This is a genomic window from Serratia sp. CMO1 (assembly GCF_015689115.1).
Classification (GTDB): Bacteria; Pseudomonadota; Gammaproteobacteria; order Enterobacterales; family Enterobacteriaceae; genus Serratia; species Serratia marcescens.
In genome coordinates this window covers 2,166,829-2,182,597 of record NZ_CP065032.1, presented here as the reverse complement: position 1 = coordinate 2,182,597, position 15,769 = coordinate 2,166,829, and the positions used below count along the sequence as shown (strand labels likewise).

13 protein-coding genes are annotated in these 15,769 nt (G+C 56.3%); 6 read left to right on the top strand and 7 right to left on the bottom strand.

Annotation, left to right across the window (positions count from 1 at the left end; translation table 11 throughout):
• Positions 1 to 27 precede the first annotated feature (27 nt).
• Entirely contained in the window at positions 28 to 888 is an 861-nt protein-coding gene (gene pdxY, locus IT763_RS10465; RefSeq protein WP_033640488.1) for a pyridoxal kinase PdxY, read from the bottom strand.
• A 305-nt stretch (positions 889 to 1,193) separates the two neighbouring features.
• On the opposite strand from pdxY, the gene IT763_RS10460 reads away from it, so the two are divergent.
• On the top strand, positions 1,194 to 3,548 hold the full coding sequence (locus IT763_RS10460; RefSeq protein WP_164052863.1) for a hypothetical protein: 2,355 nt from the start codon (positions 1,194 to 1,196) through the stop codon (positions 3,546 to 3,548).
• A 139-nt stretch (positions 3,549 to 3,687) separates the two neighbouring features.
• Positions 3,688 to 6,792 (top strand): DUF4214 domain-containing protein, encoded by a 3,105-nt coding sequence (locus IT763_RS10455; protein WP_206195390.1) that lies wholly within the window; start codon positions 3,688 to 3,690, stop codon positions 6,790 to 6,792.
• A 76-nt stretch (positions 6,793 to 6,868) separates the two neighbouring features.
• On the opposite strand, the gene tyrS is transcribed toward IT763_RS10455, so the two are convergent.
• The 4 genes from tyrS to anmK all read right to left on the bottom strand — a co-directional run bounded on the left by tyrS (position 6,869) and on the right by anmK (position 10,493).
• Entirely contained in the window at positions 6,869 to 8,143 is a 1,275-nt protein-coding gene (gene tyrS / locus IT763_RS10450) for a tyrosine--tRNA ligase (protein WP_049300531.1), read from the bottom strand.
• Between the two features lie 138 nt (positions 8,144 to 8,281).
• Positions 8,282 to 8,935 (bottom strand): pyridoxamine 5'-phosphate oxidase, encoded by a 654-nt coding sequence (pdxH, locus tag IT763_RS10445; RefSeq protein ID WP_028128179.1) that lies wholly within the window; start codon positions 8,933 to 8,935, stop codon positions 8,282 to 8,284.
• A gap of 89 nt (positions 8,936 to 9,024) precedes the next feature.
• Complete coding sequence (locus IT763_RS10440; protein ID WP_016927910.1) at positions 9,025 to 9,327, bottom strand: MliC family protein; 303 nt, start codon at positions 9,325 to 9,327, stop codon at positions 9,025 to 9,027.
• A gap of 44 nt (positions 9,328 to 9,371) precedes the next feature.
• Positions 9,372 to 10,493 carry an anhydro-N-acetylmuramic acid kinase gene (gene anmK, locus IT763_RS10435; protein ID WP_016927911.1) on the bottom strand — a complete coding sequence of 374 codons (1,122 nt, stop codon included), beginning with the start codon at positions 10,491 to 10,493 and terminating at the stop codon, positions 9,372 to 9,374.
• A 359-nt stretch (positions 10,494 to 10,852) separates the two neighbouring features.
• Between anmK and IT763_RS10430 the strand changes: the two genes are divergently transcribed.
• Positions 10,853 to 11,317, top strand: coding sequence for a glycine zipper 2TM domain-containing protein (locus tag IT763_RS10430; protein WP_028128178.1), 465 nt, complete (start codon positions 10,853 to 10,855; stop codon positions 11,315 to 11,317).
• Positions 11,318 to 11,409: 92 nt separating this feature from the next.
• On the opposite strand, the gene slyA is transcribed toward IT763_RS10430, so the two are convergent.
• Positions 11,410 to 11,841 carry a transcriptional regulator SlyA gene (slyA, locus tag IT763_RS10425; protein ID WP_004931301.1) on the bottom strand — a complete coding sequence of 144 codons (432 nt, stop codon included), beginning with the start codon at positions 11,839 to 11,841 and terminating at the stop codon, positions 11,410 to 11,412.
• Positions 11,842 to 12,021: 180 nt separating this feature from the next.
• Between slyA and IT763_RS10420 the strand changes: the two genes are divergently transcribed.
• From IT763_RS10420 to IT763_RS10410, 3 genes are read left to right on the top strand one after another with little or no spacing between them, the layout of a single operon-like run.
• Complete coding sequence (locus IT763_RS10420; protein WP_197758028.1) at positions 12,022 to 12,258, top strand: DUF1656 domain-containing protein; 237 nt, start codon at positions 12,022 to 12,024, stop codon at positions 12,256 to 12,258.
• A 3-nt stretch (positions 12,259 to 12,261) separates the two neighbouring features.
• On the top strand, positions 12,262 to 13,125 hold the full coding sequence (locus IT763_RS10415) for an HlyD family secretion protein (RefSeq protein WP_004931305.1): 864 nt from the start codon (positions 12,262 to 12,264) through the stop codon (positions 13,123 to 13,125).
• A 3-nt stretch (positions 13,126 to 13,128) separates the two neighbouring features.
• The gene (locus tag IT763_RS10410) at positions 13,129 to 15,159 is read left to right on the top strand and encodes an FUSC family protein (protein WP_049300533.1); all 2,031 of its coding nucleotides are present in this window, start codon (positions 13,129 to 13,131) and stop codon (positions 15,157 to 15,159) included.
• On the opposite strand, the gene sodC is transcribed toward IT763_RS10410, so the two are convergent.
• Positions 15,160 to 15,681: a superoxide dismutase family protein gene (sodC, locus tag IT763_RS10405; protein WP_033640491.1), complete on the bottom strand. Its 522-nt coding sequence runs from the start codon at positions 15,679 to 15,681 to the stop codon at positions 15,160 to 15,162.
• Positions 15,682 to 15,769 lie beyond the last annotated feature (88 nt).

The window sequence follows — 15,769 nt, the reverse complement described above, 5'->3', positions numbered from 1 at the left end:
GGTGGCTATCGCCGGGGCCCGTTGCACTTACAGTTTTACCGCTTTGAACTCGCTGCGCGGCTGCACGATCCGATCCTGCGCCGCCACTACCTGCAGCTCGTATTCCCCCATCTCCTGAGTCGTCAGCATCACCTCATACACGGCGGCGGTCACGTGCTCCAGCGCTTTATCCAGCGCCTCACCCTTCAGCAGATCCACCAGCAGCAGACCGCTGGTCAAATCGCCGACGCCGACCGGTTGACGCGCGCCGAAGTCCACCAGCGGCCGGCTGATGTGCCAAGCCTCGTCCGCCGTCACCAGCAGCATTTCGAAGCAGTCGGCGTGATAGCCGGCGCGGGCCAGGTGCTTGACCAGCACCAGCCGCGGCCCTTTGGCGATCAGCGCGCGGGCGGCCTGCACCGCATCGGCCACGTTGGCGACGGCCATCTGGCTCAGCATCTCCAACTCCAGCAGGTTCGGCGCCATCATGTCGCTGCACGGCAACGCCTGGCGACAGTGAAACTCGGCCACGCCCGGCGCCACGATGCAGCCTTTTTCCGGATGTCCCATCACCGGATCGCAGAAATACCAGGCATTCGGGTTCGCCTGCTTAACCTGACGCACGATCTCCAGAATATGGTCGCCCTGCTCCGGCGAACCGATATAGCCACTCAATACCGCATCACAGCGCTTCAGCTGATCGATATTGGCGATGCCCTGCGCGATCTCGGTCAGGTGATTGGCCGGCATGACGCAGCCGGTCCACTGGCCGTATTGCGTATGGTTGGAGAACTGTACCGTGTTCAGCGGCCAGACGTTGACGCCCATGCGGCGCATCGGAAATTCAGCCGCACTGTTGCCGGCGTGACCAAACACCACGTGCGACTGGATAGAAAGAATGTTTTTCATCGGAACAACTGACCTCGCCATGCCGTGTGCATCAGCCCGCGGCGAAATGATAATGGGTGCACAACGCGAAAACGTCATGCCGGCGCTGTTAAAAACAAGAAATGAGAGGAATTTTTATGCTTTCGACGGCGGCATATTGTAGCGAAAAGTCCGATCCAAAAAAAGCCGAGAACCGACCGACAAGGCAGTGACAGCGGGAAAAATCAGGCCATCCTCAGACTGGCCTAACATTGCATTTCGGCCCTTATGAACTGTAATTGTCTATTCATTCACTATCACTTCAGCGTATCCAGAGGATATATTTCATGAGCTTACTGAAACTTCAATGGGGAAAGAAGGCCGATGCCAATACCTTGACTTATTTAGCTAAACAGCTTGAGAAAAGCGCTGATAGCCAAAGTGAGTCAGGTGCCTTCGCCGACGCGGCCGCTCTCGATACCTTTGGCCGTTCGCTCGCCAGCGGGACACCTTCCGTCGAGCAGTTTAAGCTGCTGGCCAGCGCCCGCCACTTCCTGCGGGCTGACAACAACGAAAAAATCTACGCTTCGCTGTATCACGAAAATCTGAGCCAGGACGTCTCCCTGACCTTGCTACAGAACGCCGGCCACGATCGATACCAAACCAGCATCGCGTCATTCTGCAAGGGGATGCTCCCACTCGACGGCGCTCGTGAGCCTCAGTCGACGGATGTCGCCGCCTATCAACTCAAGATCGCTCAACCGCTGAATTACACGCCTATCGCCGAATTGTCGCTCTCCGCCGACGGCATATTGAGCGGCTCGGTGAACACCGGCAGTCAGCATCCGTTGAGTCCTGAGGAATTGGCCGCTCTGACGCACGTCTTTCTTAATGTGAATGCCTCGGCCGCCGTTGATTTCAGCCATTCGCCCCAGTTGAAAGAGGTGACCTTGCAAGGGAGTGCGCCAACCGATACCACCGCCCTGAACTCGCTAAAAAATAAGGGATTCGCTTTGCGGCTTAATCTGGATGATAACCCTTACTTCAAAACGGTAGACAAGATTACATTTGGTACCGAACGGGATGTGGTGGTGATTTCCGATAAGTTCGATCTCGCCAATGCCAAAATGGAAATTCTTTTTGGCATCGGTGGTGCCAGTCTGTTTTGGAATGGCAATGGCGTGAATCATAGCGCCAATATTGTCAGCACGACGTTCACCGCACAGAACTATTTTGATGCGGATGGCGTTATTTCCGCCAACCTGATCTTAAAGGATATCTATCTGACCACAACGGCAAGCGGCAGTATTGAAGGAATAATCAAAACCAATGTTAACCAGTTCCAATTCTTTCCTCAGATCGATCTGGCAGGTTATCGCGGTACCGGAAACATTTATCTGGATGGCAAATTGATCGCGACAGAAGGCGCCAACGTATTCGATTATGGCGTAATCAATCAAACGGCCAGTATTTATAACGACCATTATACAGGCGTCACCCACTTACAGCAGGCGCCCCATGCTGTAAAAAGTGGTGACGGTTATTACTGGACGGGAAGTCAAGGGCTTACGCTTTCCGGTTTCGCCGATAATGTACATATCATCAATCTTCCCGTCTTCGACACGCTGCCTTTTCTCACCATCAACGGCGATGCCGGTGCGCAGAGCAAGCTTCACCTGGAACTGGCGCCGGTTACGCCTCCCTCGACGTTATTTGGCCCTTGGGGGGTAAGCATCGGAAATAGCGCCATCGAACGCCTGGACGCAGGAACGCTCAGTTTCGCCAGCCATTTCATTGGCGCACGGCCGCAAGAAGAGCTGCGGCTGTATGCCAATGGTTCGAAACTCGCCTCGGTGGCGCTGGAAGGCGCCGGCAACAATATTTCCAAGATCAACATCAGCGGCATAGGAAAGCTGGAAGTGACGGTAAAAGCTGACTTTAGCGACAGCTTGAAACATATTGTTATTGAACCCATTTTCGATCCCATGAATGAAGGGATCCCGCGCGTTGAAACCGATCTGAAGCTGGATAAGGCCGGCAGCGGCGGCGGCGAGTTTTATAAACTGCTATCCGCACTGAACGACCCGAGCGCCTATGGCGGTATTATCGGCGCACTGACCGGCGAACAGATCAACATCCAGTACACCAATACTCAGACCCTGACTATCAAAGGCAATACCACGCTGAATAACCTGGCGATGGCCAATCAATACGCGCACCACAACAAAATCAACTTTGAACAAAGCACGGTCGACAGCATGGTCACGATTAACACTCTCACGCCGACCGACACGCTTACCGTTGGTGTTCGGGGTCAACAGTGGCTGTTCGACAGCGAAAAATCCGGCAATATCGTGCCTTATGGCAGCCTGACGCAAATGGCCGACATCAATACCCTGTTTGATTCATTAACCGTCGCAGACGACAGCACGGCGCAAGATATATTTGCTCAGGCGCTATCAAAAATAACCCATGGCGGCAGTGAAAATAATCTGCAAAGCGTAGGCGTGTTCAAGTTGGCAACCAATGCATACATTATCATTGATAATAATCACAATAAGCAATTTGACGCTGAGGACATTGTATTCTCCTTGGGAGATAAAGATATTTATGAGATTGCAGCAAACCTTCATTATCGGGCGCCGACTATTGATCTTGCCGGCACTTCCACCCCATCCGTCACAGAGCTAAGTTTGGTCTAACTCTCTGCGGGTGCGGTCGCATCAAACGGCGGCCGCATTCGCGAAAAATACAGAATTTCCTTAGGCTCAACCGCATTGCAATCATGTGGATTTGGACTGTACTTGTTGATGCTTATTTTTTGTCAACACAGGGGTTAACATGAGTTTATTATCGTCACAACAGGATGTAGCCATCCTTTTTTATGCCACACTCGGTAAAAAAGCCGATAGCGTCGCATTAAACTTCTTTGCCCGCCAGCTGGAATCGGGGCAGTACAGCAGAGATCAACTGGCCGAAAAATTCATCCAGTCTCAAGATGGGCATCATCGCTATGACGGCCTGACAACGTCGCAAAAAATTCAATACATCTATAAAAATACGACAGGCGCCGATCCAGCACCCGATTTGCTGGCCACGCTGGTCGCGCAAGCCAATGCAGGAAAAACGCTGGGGCTGATTACCAAGGATCTTATCGCCGGCGTGAAGAGCTATATGGGTGATGCTGCGGCACCGGTCGCACAGCAACAGCATTTGTTTGATATTATTGATACAACCTTACACCCCGCTTTGTCCCCCTATCCCGCGAATGCTGAAGCGGCAGCCGATATTCAAGCCCTGTTTTACATCGTAGGCAGCCTCGCGGTGGCGGAAGGCGTCAATTATTGGAGCCAGGTGCTGGCGACAGGAAAAGCTGACGCCAGCTATATCGCCGGCCGTTTCGTCGATACGCGTAGCGCGTTGACCACGTTAAGTAATGAAGACTTCGTCAAAACCGTCTATAAAAATACTTTCGGCGTTGATGCTGCCGCAAGCGAGCTCGCCAATTATGTCACCGGGTTGAATAATCACACCGAAACGCGAGGCGACGTCATCATGCGTCTGATCGCCGATATTCGCAACGACACAGCACATGCCGCCGCCAAACAGGCTTTTCTTAATGCTACCCATGTCTACGCTGCGGGTGAGATGGCTGCGGCCAACTATCAGGAAAGCGTGGCGCTGCTCTTTCTGCAACTGGGGAAAAAGACCACGCTGGAATCAACCGGACTGGACAGTTACAGCAAATTCCTCGCCGCGGGGAACTCCGAGCTCGATCTGCTGACCATTCTGGCTAAATCCTCCCCCTTCAAAGATGCCGCAGACTTCGCCAGGATTTATCACGAACTGTATTACGGCCCGGCGCTGAGCGAACTGCAAAAACAGGCAATTTTGCTCAAAGCCGGCAATAATCCGCTGCAGGCGACGCTGAATATTTTGCATGCGTTCCGCAACGGGGAAGCGCCGCTGGAGGGCGGAGTCAGCCCAAGTCACGAGCAACTCGTCAATCTCGAATACAAAATTGGCAGCGAGCTGGGATACCAGATCCGCGGCAACGTCACGATGTCGAATGCCGACGGCGCCCTCAACGGCAGCCTGAATACCGGTAAGCAACACGCGTTAAGCCATGCGGAAATCAGCCAGCTGCGCGAGATCACCCTTAACGCCGAGATCGGCTCCGCGGTCGATCTCAGCTTTGCCAAATCGTTGCAAAAAGTCACGCTGCAGGGCGACTTCGCCACCAGTGAAGCAATACTTCAATCGCTGAGAAACCTGAATGTCACCCTTTTTCTTAGCGAGGGCAACCTGCTGAACGCCCCCGAAGGGATTAACTTTTCCAACGTGAAGAACAGCACCGTCGTCGCCGACCGGCTCGATATGACGACGGCAGCCGCGCAAATCAATCTGGCCGCCGGGAAGCATCAGCTTGTCTGGCAAGGCAATGCCACCGCCGACAGCGGCAATAGGGTCAGCCGTGATTTCAAAGCGACGGCGCTTAATAGCGATCCCGAGACATCTTACTATAGTGTCTCAGCCAATTTTTTCACCAAGGTCGTCCACCTGACGGCCAGCGTCGGCGGCGGCTATGACGCTGAAATTACAAATAACGTTAATCAGTTCCTATATTTCAACTATGTAGATTTGACCCACTATCGCGGTACCGGAGAGATTTATCTTAACGGGCAGCGGGTCGCTACCGAAGGCAACAAGGTATTTGACTTTGGGGTGTTCACGCAAGAAGCCACCGTCTCCCACCCGATTTACGGTAACATCAACTCGCTAAAACAAGGCGAAATGGCGCAACCCAATGCTTCGCAAAACGCTACGGGGTCGGCTGGAGGGGTAATTACGGCCTACTCCGGAGATTTAACGCTGCTCAACGTCAGCAGCGGACAGTTTACCCTCGGCGGCGACTTGACCGCGAAAAGCCGTATCCACATCAGCGATACGGCACATAGCGACGACAGTTTTAAATTGTTCTTTACCGATACGGCTAGCCATACGGTAACCAACCTCAATATGGGTACTTTCAGCTTTACATCGAACCATAAAGAAACGCTCGAAATCCGTATGGGCAGCAATCTCGACATTGTGCAAAATCGCACGTTGACCCTGAGCGGCGGGGACAACTCGATTAGCACGTTGATGCTGAGCGGCTATATGTACACAGGCGATAAGCCGCTGGTGCTTAATCTGACCGTTGCCGCAGATTTTAGTGATAACCTGAAAACCATCATAGGCAGCGAATTTACCGATGAACGCCGTTATTACTCCGACATGAAGCTGTTCCTCGTCGCAGAAAAAGGCGGCACCGGCGGCGGCGCTTTCTACAACACGCTAAACACGCTGGCCAATAAAGACGATTTCGCCCATGTCATTGCCGAACTTGCCGGCGACCAGTTAACGGTCGACCGCACCGGATTGACCGTCTATAAAGCCGACGTTAAGGGCAACACGACGTTGGATAGCGCCGGTACGTTACATTTTACCGATAGCAAAATAGACAATATGGTCACGCTCAATACCGGCTATGCCAACAGCGTCATCTCCGTGGGAGAAACCGACAACCCGTGGGTTTTCTCCAAGACAGGAGACAAGACCGCAACCTTGTACGGCAGCGCCACCACCCAAGCTGAGTTACAAAATGCGTTCAGTGGCCTGAATGCGACGGACAATGCCCAAGCGCTGTTCTCACAGGTACTGGCGAAAATAACGAACGGCGCCAGTACCAATAACCTGGCGGAAGTCGGATTGCTAAAGTTGGACAAATCGCTCTATGTCATCGTGGATAGCAATCATAATCACAGCTTTGACGCCGATGATGTGGTGTTCTCGATCGGCAATCAGGATCCTTATCTGGCTGCCGTCTCTCTGCACTACCACTCGCCCGCCGTCACCGTGAACGGTGTTGCGGCCGAAAACTCGCTGCCGGAGGCGTTTGCCTAATCGTCATCCGCGCCATGCGATAAAAAAAGCCCGGGGAGCTCCCCGGGCTTTTCATGTCATATAGACTGGCTGACGCTTACTGCCAATCCACCAGGCAGTAATGCTTTTTGCCGCGACGCAACAGCGTGTAGCGGCCGAACAGACGGTCTGAATCGCTGAAGCGGTATTCGGCATCGGACTGCTTCTCGCCGTTGATGGTCACCGCGTTGGAGCCGATCATGGTGCGCGCCTGGCCGCGTGACGGCACCAGTTCGGCATTCACCAGCGCCTGCTGCAGATCGGCGTCGCGCTCAAGTTTGATGGTCGGCATGCCGTCCTGCGCCAGTTGGGCGAAGTCCGCTTCGGTCATGTCGTGCAGCGCACCGGAGAACAGACTCTGGGTGATGCGCTTGGCGGCCGCCAGGCCTTCCGCACCGTGCACCATGCCGGTCACTTCTTCCGCCAGCACGTACTGGGCGCGTGGCGCCTTACCGCTGTTCTTGTCTTCTTCTTCCAGCGCGTTGATGTCTTCCAGGCTCATGAAGGTGAAGAACTTCAGGAAGCGGTAGACGTCGGCGTCGGCGGTGTTGATCCAGAACTGGTAGAACTTGTACGGACTGGTTTTTTCCGGCGCCAGCCAGACCGCGCCGCCCTCGGTTTTACCGAACTTGGTGCCGTCGGCTTTGGTGATCAACGGCACGGTCAGGCCGAACACCTGCTTCTGGTGCTGACGGCGCGTCAGATCGATACCCGAGGTGATGTTGCCCCACTGATCGGAACCGCCGATCTGCAGTTCCACCTGGTGGCGGTTATACAGCTCGGAGAAATCGTAGCCCTGCAGCAGGTTATACGAGAACTCAGTGAAGGAGATGCCGGAGTCGTCGCGATTCAGACGCTGCTTGACCGCTTCCTTGTTGATCATCTGGTTGACGGAGAAGTGCTTGCCGATGTCACGCAGGAAGGTCAGCACGTTCATGCCGCCGAACCAGTCGTAGTTGTTGGCCGCGATAGCGCTGTTGTCGCCGCAGTCGAAGTCGAGGAACGGGGAAACCTGTTTGCGGATCTTCTCGACCCACTCGTTCACCGTATCGGTGGTGTTCAGCTTGCGCTCCGCCGCTTTGAAGCTCGGATCGCCGATGAGGCCAGTGGCGCCGCCCACCAACGCTACCGGCTTGTGGCCGGCCAGTTGGAAGCGCTTCAGGCACAACAGAGGAACCAGATGGCCCAAATGCAAGCTGTCAGCGGTCGGATCGAAACCGCAATACAGTGCAATTGGCCCTTGCGCCAGTCGCTCCGCTAACGCTTCCTCATCCGTAACCTGGGCAACGAGGCCCCGCTCTTGCAGTTGTTTAATCAAGTTGCTGCTTGCCATCAATGACTCCATGTATAAACGAATGCACCTTTGCCGGTACACGGCCTTTCGCCCAGTGGCGAAATAAAAATTCAGGGTAGCGCATAGAATAAAGCGCCGGCGGCATCAGCACCAGCGCTTAGAGAGGATTTTCCGCCTTCAGGGTGCCAGTCGGTCAATTTTCCAGTCATTCCCGTCCCGCTGATACAGGAAACGGTCATGCAGACGATGGGCGCCGCCTTGCCAGAACTCGACAGAGTCAAATTTCACGCGGAATCCGCCCCAGAAACTCGGCAACGGCACCTCGCCCTGCTGGAACTTCTGCTTCAGCTCGAGGAATTTGCTTTCCAGCACGCCGCGCGCGGAAATGCGCGACGATTGTTGCGAGACCCAGGCGCCGATCTGGCTGTCCTTCGGCCGGCTGTTGAAATACTTCAGCACCTCGAGCGTCGACAGACGCTCCGCCTGGCCGAGGAAAATCACCTGGCGATCGAGCATGTGCCAGGGGAACAGCAGGCTGATATGCGGGTTGTGCGCCAGCTGTTGCGCCTTGCGGCTGCCGAGGTTGGTGTAGAACACCAGCCCCTGCTCATCGAAATGCTTCAGCAGCACGATGCGTTGATAAGGCTGGCCGTGTTCGTCGACGGTCGCGACGCACATGGCGGTGGGATCCGCCAGGCGCGCGTCGCAGGCCTGTTTCAACCAACGCTCGAACAGTTCGAGCGGGCTGGCGGTCAGATCGTTGCGGCGCAGGCCGCCCCGGGTGTATTCACGGCGCAGGTCCGCAACATCAAACTCATTCTTTTCAATCATCTGGGTTATCGACCAACTGAAAAAATCCGTCGTTACATTCTGCGCCTGCGGCGTCAGGAACTCAATCGCTCCGACGCCGCCGTCAACCCTCACTCCGTCAACACGCAGTCGCTCATGACTACCTTGCCGTTGCGCTCAAGATAGGCGTTACGGTCTTTCGACCAAAAAGTGTATTTACCGTCGCTGTATTTGGCGCCGGTCAGCGCCAGCACCTGCTTAAGATGCAGCTGCTCGCCATCCATCAGCAGGCTGACTTCACTCGCCTTGCCGTCGAGCGCCACCGTCAGCGGCGTAGTGCCACACTGATAGTGCATCGTCTGGCTGCTCTGCGGCAGGATGTAACTGCAGCCGGACAGCGCCAGCGCGCCGGCGACGAAAAAGACTTTTTTCATGCTGTTGCTCCTTAGAAAAATCCTCACAGGCTATCCTAACAGAGCTAACGGCCCCCCAATGGCAAAACCGGATAAATCCCACCCAGCACCGTTTCACGGCTGGCGCCGGTTACCGAAGGCAGATTGCCGGCCTGGCCGGACAGCGTACGGAAGGCCAGCCAGGCAAAGGCCAACGCCTCCATGTCGTCACCGCTGACGCCGAAATCGTCGGTCAGCCCAACTTCCGTGCCCGGCAGCAGCGCCGACAAACGCGCCATCAGCAGCGTGTTGCGCGCCCCGCCGCCGCACACCAACAGACGCTCGCACCCGCCGGCCAGCTGCACCTGTTCGCTGATGCTGACGGCGGTCAGTTCCGTGAGCGTGGCCTGTACGTCGACCGGCGCAATCGCCGGCAATCCGGCCAGCTGCCGTTCCAGCCAAGCGATATTGAAATACTCGCGGCCGGTGCTTTTCGGCGCCGGCTGCGCGAAGTACGGATCCGCCAGCATCTGCTGCAACAACGGCAAGCAGACCCGCCCCTGCATCGCCCAGCCGCCGTCCTGATCATAAGGCTGCGCGCGGTGGCGCCACACCCAGGCGTCCATCAGCATGTTGCCCGGCCCGGTATCGAAACCGCGCACTGCCGTACCGGGCAATAGCAGAGAAAGGTTGGCGATGCCGCCGACGTTTAGCACCATGCGCCGCTCGACGGGATGCCCAAGCAGCGCCTGATGAAATGCCGGCACCAGCGGGGCGCCCTGCCCACCGTACGCCATGTCACGCCGGCGGAAATCGCCGACGGTGGTGATATTGGTCAGCGCGGCGATGCGGTTGTTATCGCCGAGCTGCATCGAGAAACGCGCGTCGCCTTCCGGCTCGTGCCACACCGTCTGGCCGTGGCAACCGATGGCGGTGACCTGCTCCGCGTCGATGCCGGTTTGCTTCAGCAGGCCGAGCACCGCCTCGCCGAACAGCGAGCCCAACTGCGCGTCCAGCCGGCCGACGGCGGCCAACGTAGTTTGCTGCCCCTGGCACATCCCCAGGATCTCTTTTTTCAACGCCATCGGCATCGGATGGCTATAGCTGGCCTGCTGCGCCACCATGCGATCGTCGATCGCGGCCAATACCACATCGATTCCGTCCAGACTGGTGCCGGACATGACGCCTATATAGCGGCCTGACTTCATAGCAACATCCTCTAACCCGCGCGGTAAGCAAAATTTATCCTGACAAATAAACCAGAATTGCCGGATTAACGCCATGAATTATGATGCTTTTTTTACGCACCGTGAGCCAGATGCCCCCTGGCGCCGCTGTGGCACGGGCTATGTGTTAAACCGTGCCATAACAGGCGACGGAATGTCGCCAAGGCTGTCATAAAGGTAAACCGCGGTTTATTATTGGTTGAACAGAGAAAAGTTAAGCTGCATGCAGCGATGAAGCATGGCGGTGTGTCAACTTTCAGCCATACTTTGTCTATCATTTTCACTGAATCTTGCCTGGTGAGCATTGCCAGGTTATGGACTACTACCATCAGGAGTTTTATATGATCAAGCGTCTTCTCGTCGTTGCCGTCGCCGCCGTTACGCTGGCCGGCTGTGCCAATGAATCCATGTCCGGCGATGTCTACTCGTCCTCGCAGGCCAAGCAGGTACAGACCGTCACCTACGGGACGCTGGTTTCCGTGCGTCCGGTTAAAATTCAGGGCGGCGAAGGCTCCAACGCCATGGGGATGATCGGCGGCGCGGTGATTGGCGGGCTGTTGGGCAACACCGTTGGCGGCGGCACCGGTCGTACGCTGGCTACCGCGGCGGGCGCTATTGCCGGCGGCGCGGCGGGTAACAGCATCGGTGAAGTGGCCGGTCGGACCTCCGGCTACGAGCTGGAAATCAAGACCGACCAGAAAGAGAACATCGTGGTGGTACAGAAAGCGGGCGACACCAAGTTCAGCCCTGGCCAGCGTGTGCGCATGGCGCGCATGGGCGACACCATCACCGTTTCCCCGCTGTAAGTCAGTCGGCGACAAACGGCAAACCGGAGGCAATCGCCTCCGGTTTTATTTCTGATGCTGTGAAACTGTAATCGTAGAAAATAAGAATATTATTATTTGTTCTGCAGTTCGGTGATATTTTGTTCTAACTTGCCAATCAGCCCTACCAACAGATGCACTTCGTCGGCGGTAATGCCGCTTAAAATCTCACTGCGTGTAGACGTGATCACGCTGTCCACTTCCCTGATGATCGGATCGGCCGCCTCGGTCAGCTTGATGCGCTTCGCGCGGCGATCGTTGGCACAGGTGTGACGCGTGATCAGCCCCTTCTCCTCCAATTGGTCCAGCGTGCGAACCAGTGACGGTTGCTCGATACCGATCGCCTTGGCCAACTGGATTTGCGACTGCTCCGGCGGCAAACGATTGATATTGTGCAAAGTGACCCAGTGCGTTTGGGTCAGCTCCAACGGCTTGAGCCGATGATCGATGAGCGCGCGCCAAACACGAACTAATCGTGCTAAATCTGAACCTAATGTTGACTCCACTTCCCCCTCCTTATAATTAGCATGCTAACATTACCTCCCAGAGTTTAGACTATTTTGGGTAACTCACATTAAAAACACAAATGTATATAATGTATATTGTGGAAATAGCCACTATTTTCGGCCGTTATCGTTTAATCGTTATGCAAATATTCAACATATTCACCCTTAGGGATTGTTAATGTGAATACATCATGGTTACACACCTCATCCCCCTTACCCGATTTGGTCCTGGGGGCATCGCTTTATTTTCCGCCTATATTTAAAGCTTTTTTACTAGGACTGGTCTTATGGCTGCTGACTCATCAACTGCTGAGAGACTGGATGTATTCCGGTGAAATCTGGCATCCCATGTTGATGGACCTGTCCATTTTCGTTCTGACCGTCAGCGGTTCCTTATGGATTTTAGCGAGTTGGTAACCCATGCAGCATAAAACATTAAAATACTTCTCTACGGTGATCGTCTGCGCCATTGCCGTCTGCGCCGGTTGGTGGCTCTGGAATTATTATATGCAATCCCCATGGACCCGTGATGGAAAAGTGCGCGCCGAACTCGTCAATATCACCCCTGAAGTCTCTGGAAGATTAGAGAAAATAAGCGCGAATGACAATCAGTTCGTACCTGCGGGAAGTCTGATTTTTACCCTCGACCCGGTGCCCTACCAGATTGCGCTGGACAATGCCGAGGCCGCGGTGGCAAAAGCGCAATCCGATCTGGCCAAAGCGGACCACGAGGCTGCCCGCCGCCGCGGTTTACCGCGTAACGTTATTTCCGCTGAAGACTTGGACGAGTCCAATTTAGCCGCTCAGGCAATGAAGGCCGCCTATAAAGCCGCGCTGGCCAACCTGGAACAGGCCAAATGGAATTTGAGCAAAACCAAAATTTATGCGCCAACCGACGGTTATATCACCAACCTGCAGGCACGCGTCGGAAACTACGCCAACGCCGGCACGCCCCTGGTGGCGTTGGTGGATGTGCATTCGTTTTATGTGCTCGGATATTTCGAAGAAACCAAGCTGAAGCATATAAAAGAAGGCAATAAAGCGGACATCGTTTTATATAACGGCAACACGCCGCTGCAGGGGGAAGTAGAGAGCATCGGGCGCGCCATTTACGATCAGAGCGTCGACAGCAGCAACGATCTATTAATGGACGTTAAGCCTAATGTGCCTTGGGTGCGTTTGGCCCAGCGCGTGCCGGTGCGGATAAAATTGCTCAACGTGCCCGCCGATTTGACGCTGGTCGCCGGCACCACCTGCACCATCTCGATTCATCAGCGGAACTAAAGTGTGAATCTGCCTTTTCTGGAGTGGAGCCGGACCCCCTGGGGTAAGGCGACCGGCGGACAATGGCGCTATGCCCTGCGCAACTCGCTGGCGATGTGTCTGGCGCTGTGGGTGGCGTTCGTGCTCGAACTCGACGAACCCTATTGGGCACTCACCTCCGCCGCGGTGGTGAGCTTCCCCACCATCGGCGGCGTGATCAGCAAAAGCATCGGCCGCATCTTCGGCAGCCTGGTGGGCGCCGCCGCGTCGGTGGCGATCGCCGGCCACTGCCTGAACGATCCCTGGCTGTTTACGCTGTTCATCGCCGCCTGGATCGGGCTGTGCACCTACGTCTCGAATCATTACCAAAACAACGTCTCTTACGCCTTCGCGCTGGCGGGCTATACCGCCGCCATCATCGCCTTCGGCACGGTCAACGTCACCGACACCCAGCAGATCTTCGACATCGCTCAGGCGCGCGTTTGCGAAGTGATCACCGGCATTCTGTGCGGCGGGTTGATGATGATGATCCTGCCCAGCACCTCCGACGGCGAAGCCCTGCTGACCTCGCTGCGGCGCATGCAGCTGCGGCTGCTGGAGCACGCCGCCATGCTGTGGCAGCCGGAGGTCACCGCGCAGATGCGCACCTCGCACGAAGGGGTCATCGGCCAGATCCTGACCATGAACCTGCTGCGCATTCAGGCATTCTGGAGCCACTACCGGCTGCGGCGGCAAAATAACCTGCTCAACTATCTGCTGCATCAACAGCTGCGCATTACCAGCGTCATCTCCAGCCTGCGCCGCATGCTGCTGAACTGGCCGGATCGCCCCGCCAATCTGATGCCGGTGCTGACGCAACTGCTGGACGAACTGCGCGATCCCGCCACCGATAAATATCGCTTGGCGCGCCTGCTCCAGCAGATCGCGCCGCACGATCCCGCGGACTATCGCCATCGCGCCTTCTGGCTGCGGTTGCGCGATTTCTGTTGGCTCTACCTGCGCTGCAACCGCTGGCTGCGGCGGTTGGAAAGCGCCACGGCGGTCAGCGATCTCCAGCCGCCGCGCGTCACCCCACTGGCGCGCCATACCGACAGCTACGAAGCCGCCTATAACGGCCTGCGCACCTTTTTATGCATCGTGATCGGCTGCGCCTACTGGATCAACACGCAATGGGACGCCGGCAGCGCGGCGCTGACGCTCACCGCCATCAGCTGCGTGCTCTACTCTTCCACGCCTTCGCCGATCAACAGCGTCAGCACCTTGCTCAAGGCGGTGCTGCTGCTCTCGGTCGCCTGCTTCGTGGTGAAATTCGGTTTGATGATCCAGATTGACGATTTCTGGGTGTTTTGCGCCTTCCTGTTCCCGATCCTGGTGACCATGCAGATGCTCAAGCTGCAGAACCCGCCTTATGCCGCGCTTTGGGGGCAGCTGATCGTCTTTATGGGCTCGTTTCTGACCGTCAGCAATCCGCCGAGCTATGACTACCAGTCCTTTATCAATGACAACATCGCTAAAATCGTCGGTGTATTGCTGGCCGGGTTGGCGTTTCAGATCCTGCGCCCCAGCTCGGACAAACGCAAAAGCCGCCGCATTATCCGCGCGCTGCGGCGCGATTTTATCGATCAGTTGAGCAAACGGCCGCAGCAGAGCGAAAGTCAGTTCGAATCGCTGATCTACCATCGCATCAGCCAACTCAATCAAAGTCAGGATCAGGAAGCGCGCACCTGGCTGCTGCGTTGGGGCGTGGTGCTGCTCAACTGCAGCCATATCGTCTGGCAGCTGCGCGACTGGCAGACCCGTTCCGATCCACTGTCGGCGGTGCGCAACGTCTGTATCCACTGCCTGCGCGGCATCATGACGGAGAAAGGCGTGCAGCACAGTTCGCTGGACGCCACGCTGCAGGAACTGCTGCGCATGAGCAACGCGTTGGCGCATCACCCGGAACAGGCGGCGCGCGATCTGGCCGGCCTGATCTGGCGGCTTTACTGCTCACTGCAGCAGCTGCAACAGGCGATGAGCCAGCCCGCCGCCGCACCGGCCGTTAGCGGCGGGTGATCACTTGATCACGCCGCAGGCGAAGCGTTCGCCGCCGCCACCGAGCGGCTGTGGATGATCCGAATGGTTATCGCCGCCGGCGTGCACCATCAGCGCCTTGCCCTCAATTTCGCTGATTTTTTTCAGCCGCGGCGCCAACACCGGGTAATTCGCCATGCCGTCGGCGGTCACATAGATGGCCGGCAAATCACCCAGGTGCCCGTCGGCGTACGGCCCGAGGTGTTTCCCGGTCTTTTGCGGGTCGAAATGTCCGCCGGCCGCCAGCGCCGCCACCGCTTTGCCGTCCTTCATGCCCGGCTCGCAGCTGCCTTTTTCATGCACGTGGAAACCGTGTACTCCGGCCGGCAACGCTTTCAGGCTCGGCGTGAACAGTAAGCCGTACGGCGTTTCGCTGATGACCACGTTGCCGATGTCCTGACCGATACCCTGCCCGGTCACCAGATGCATCTCGACGTCGGTTGCCGCCGCCTGAGCCGCGCCACACGCCATCAGGCCGAGCGCCGCATACCAATAACGTTTCATCAATCAGTCTCCTTAATGACTATATCGAGCTATCAGTATAGGAGAGCCTGCGCCGGCACTGTTAACCAACGCACAATCTCGCCAATTT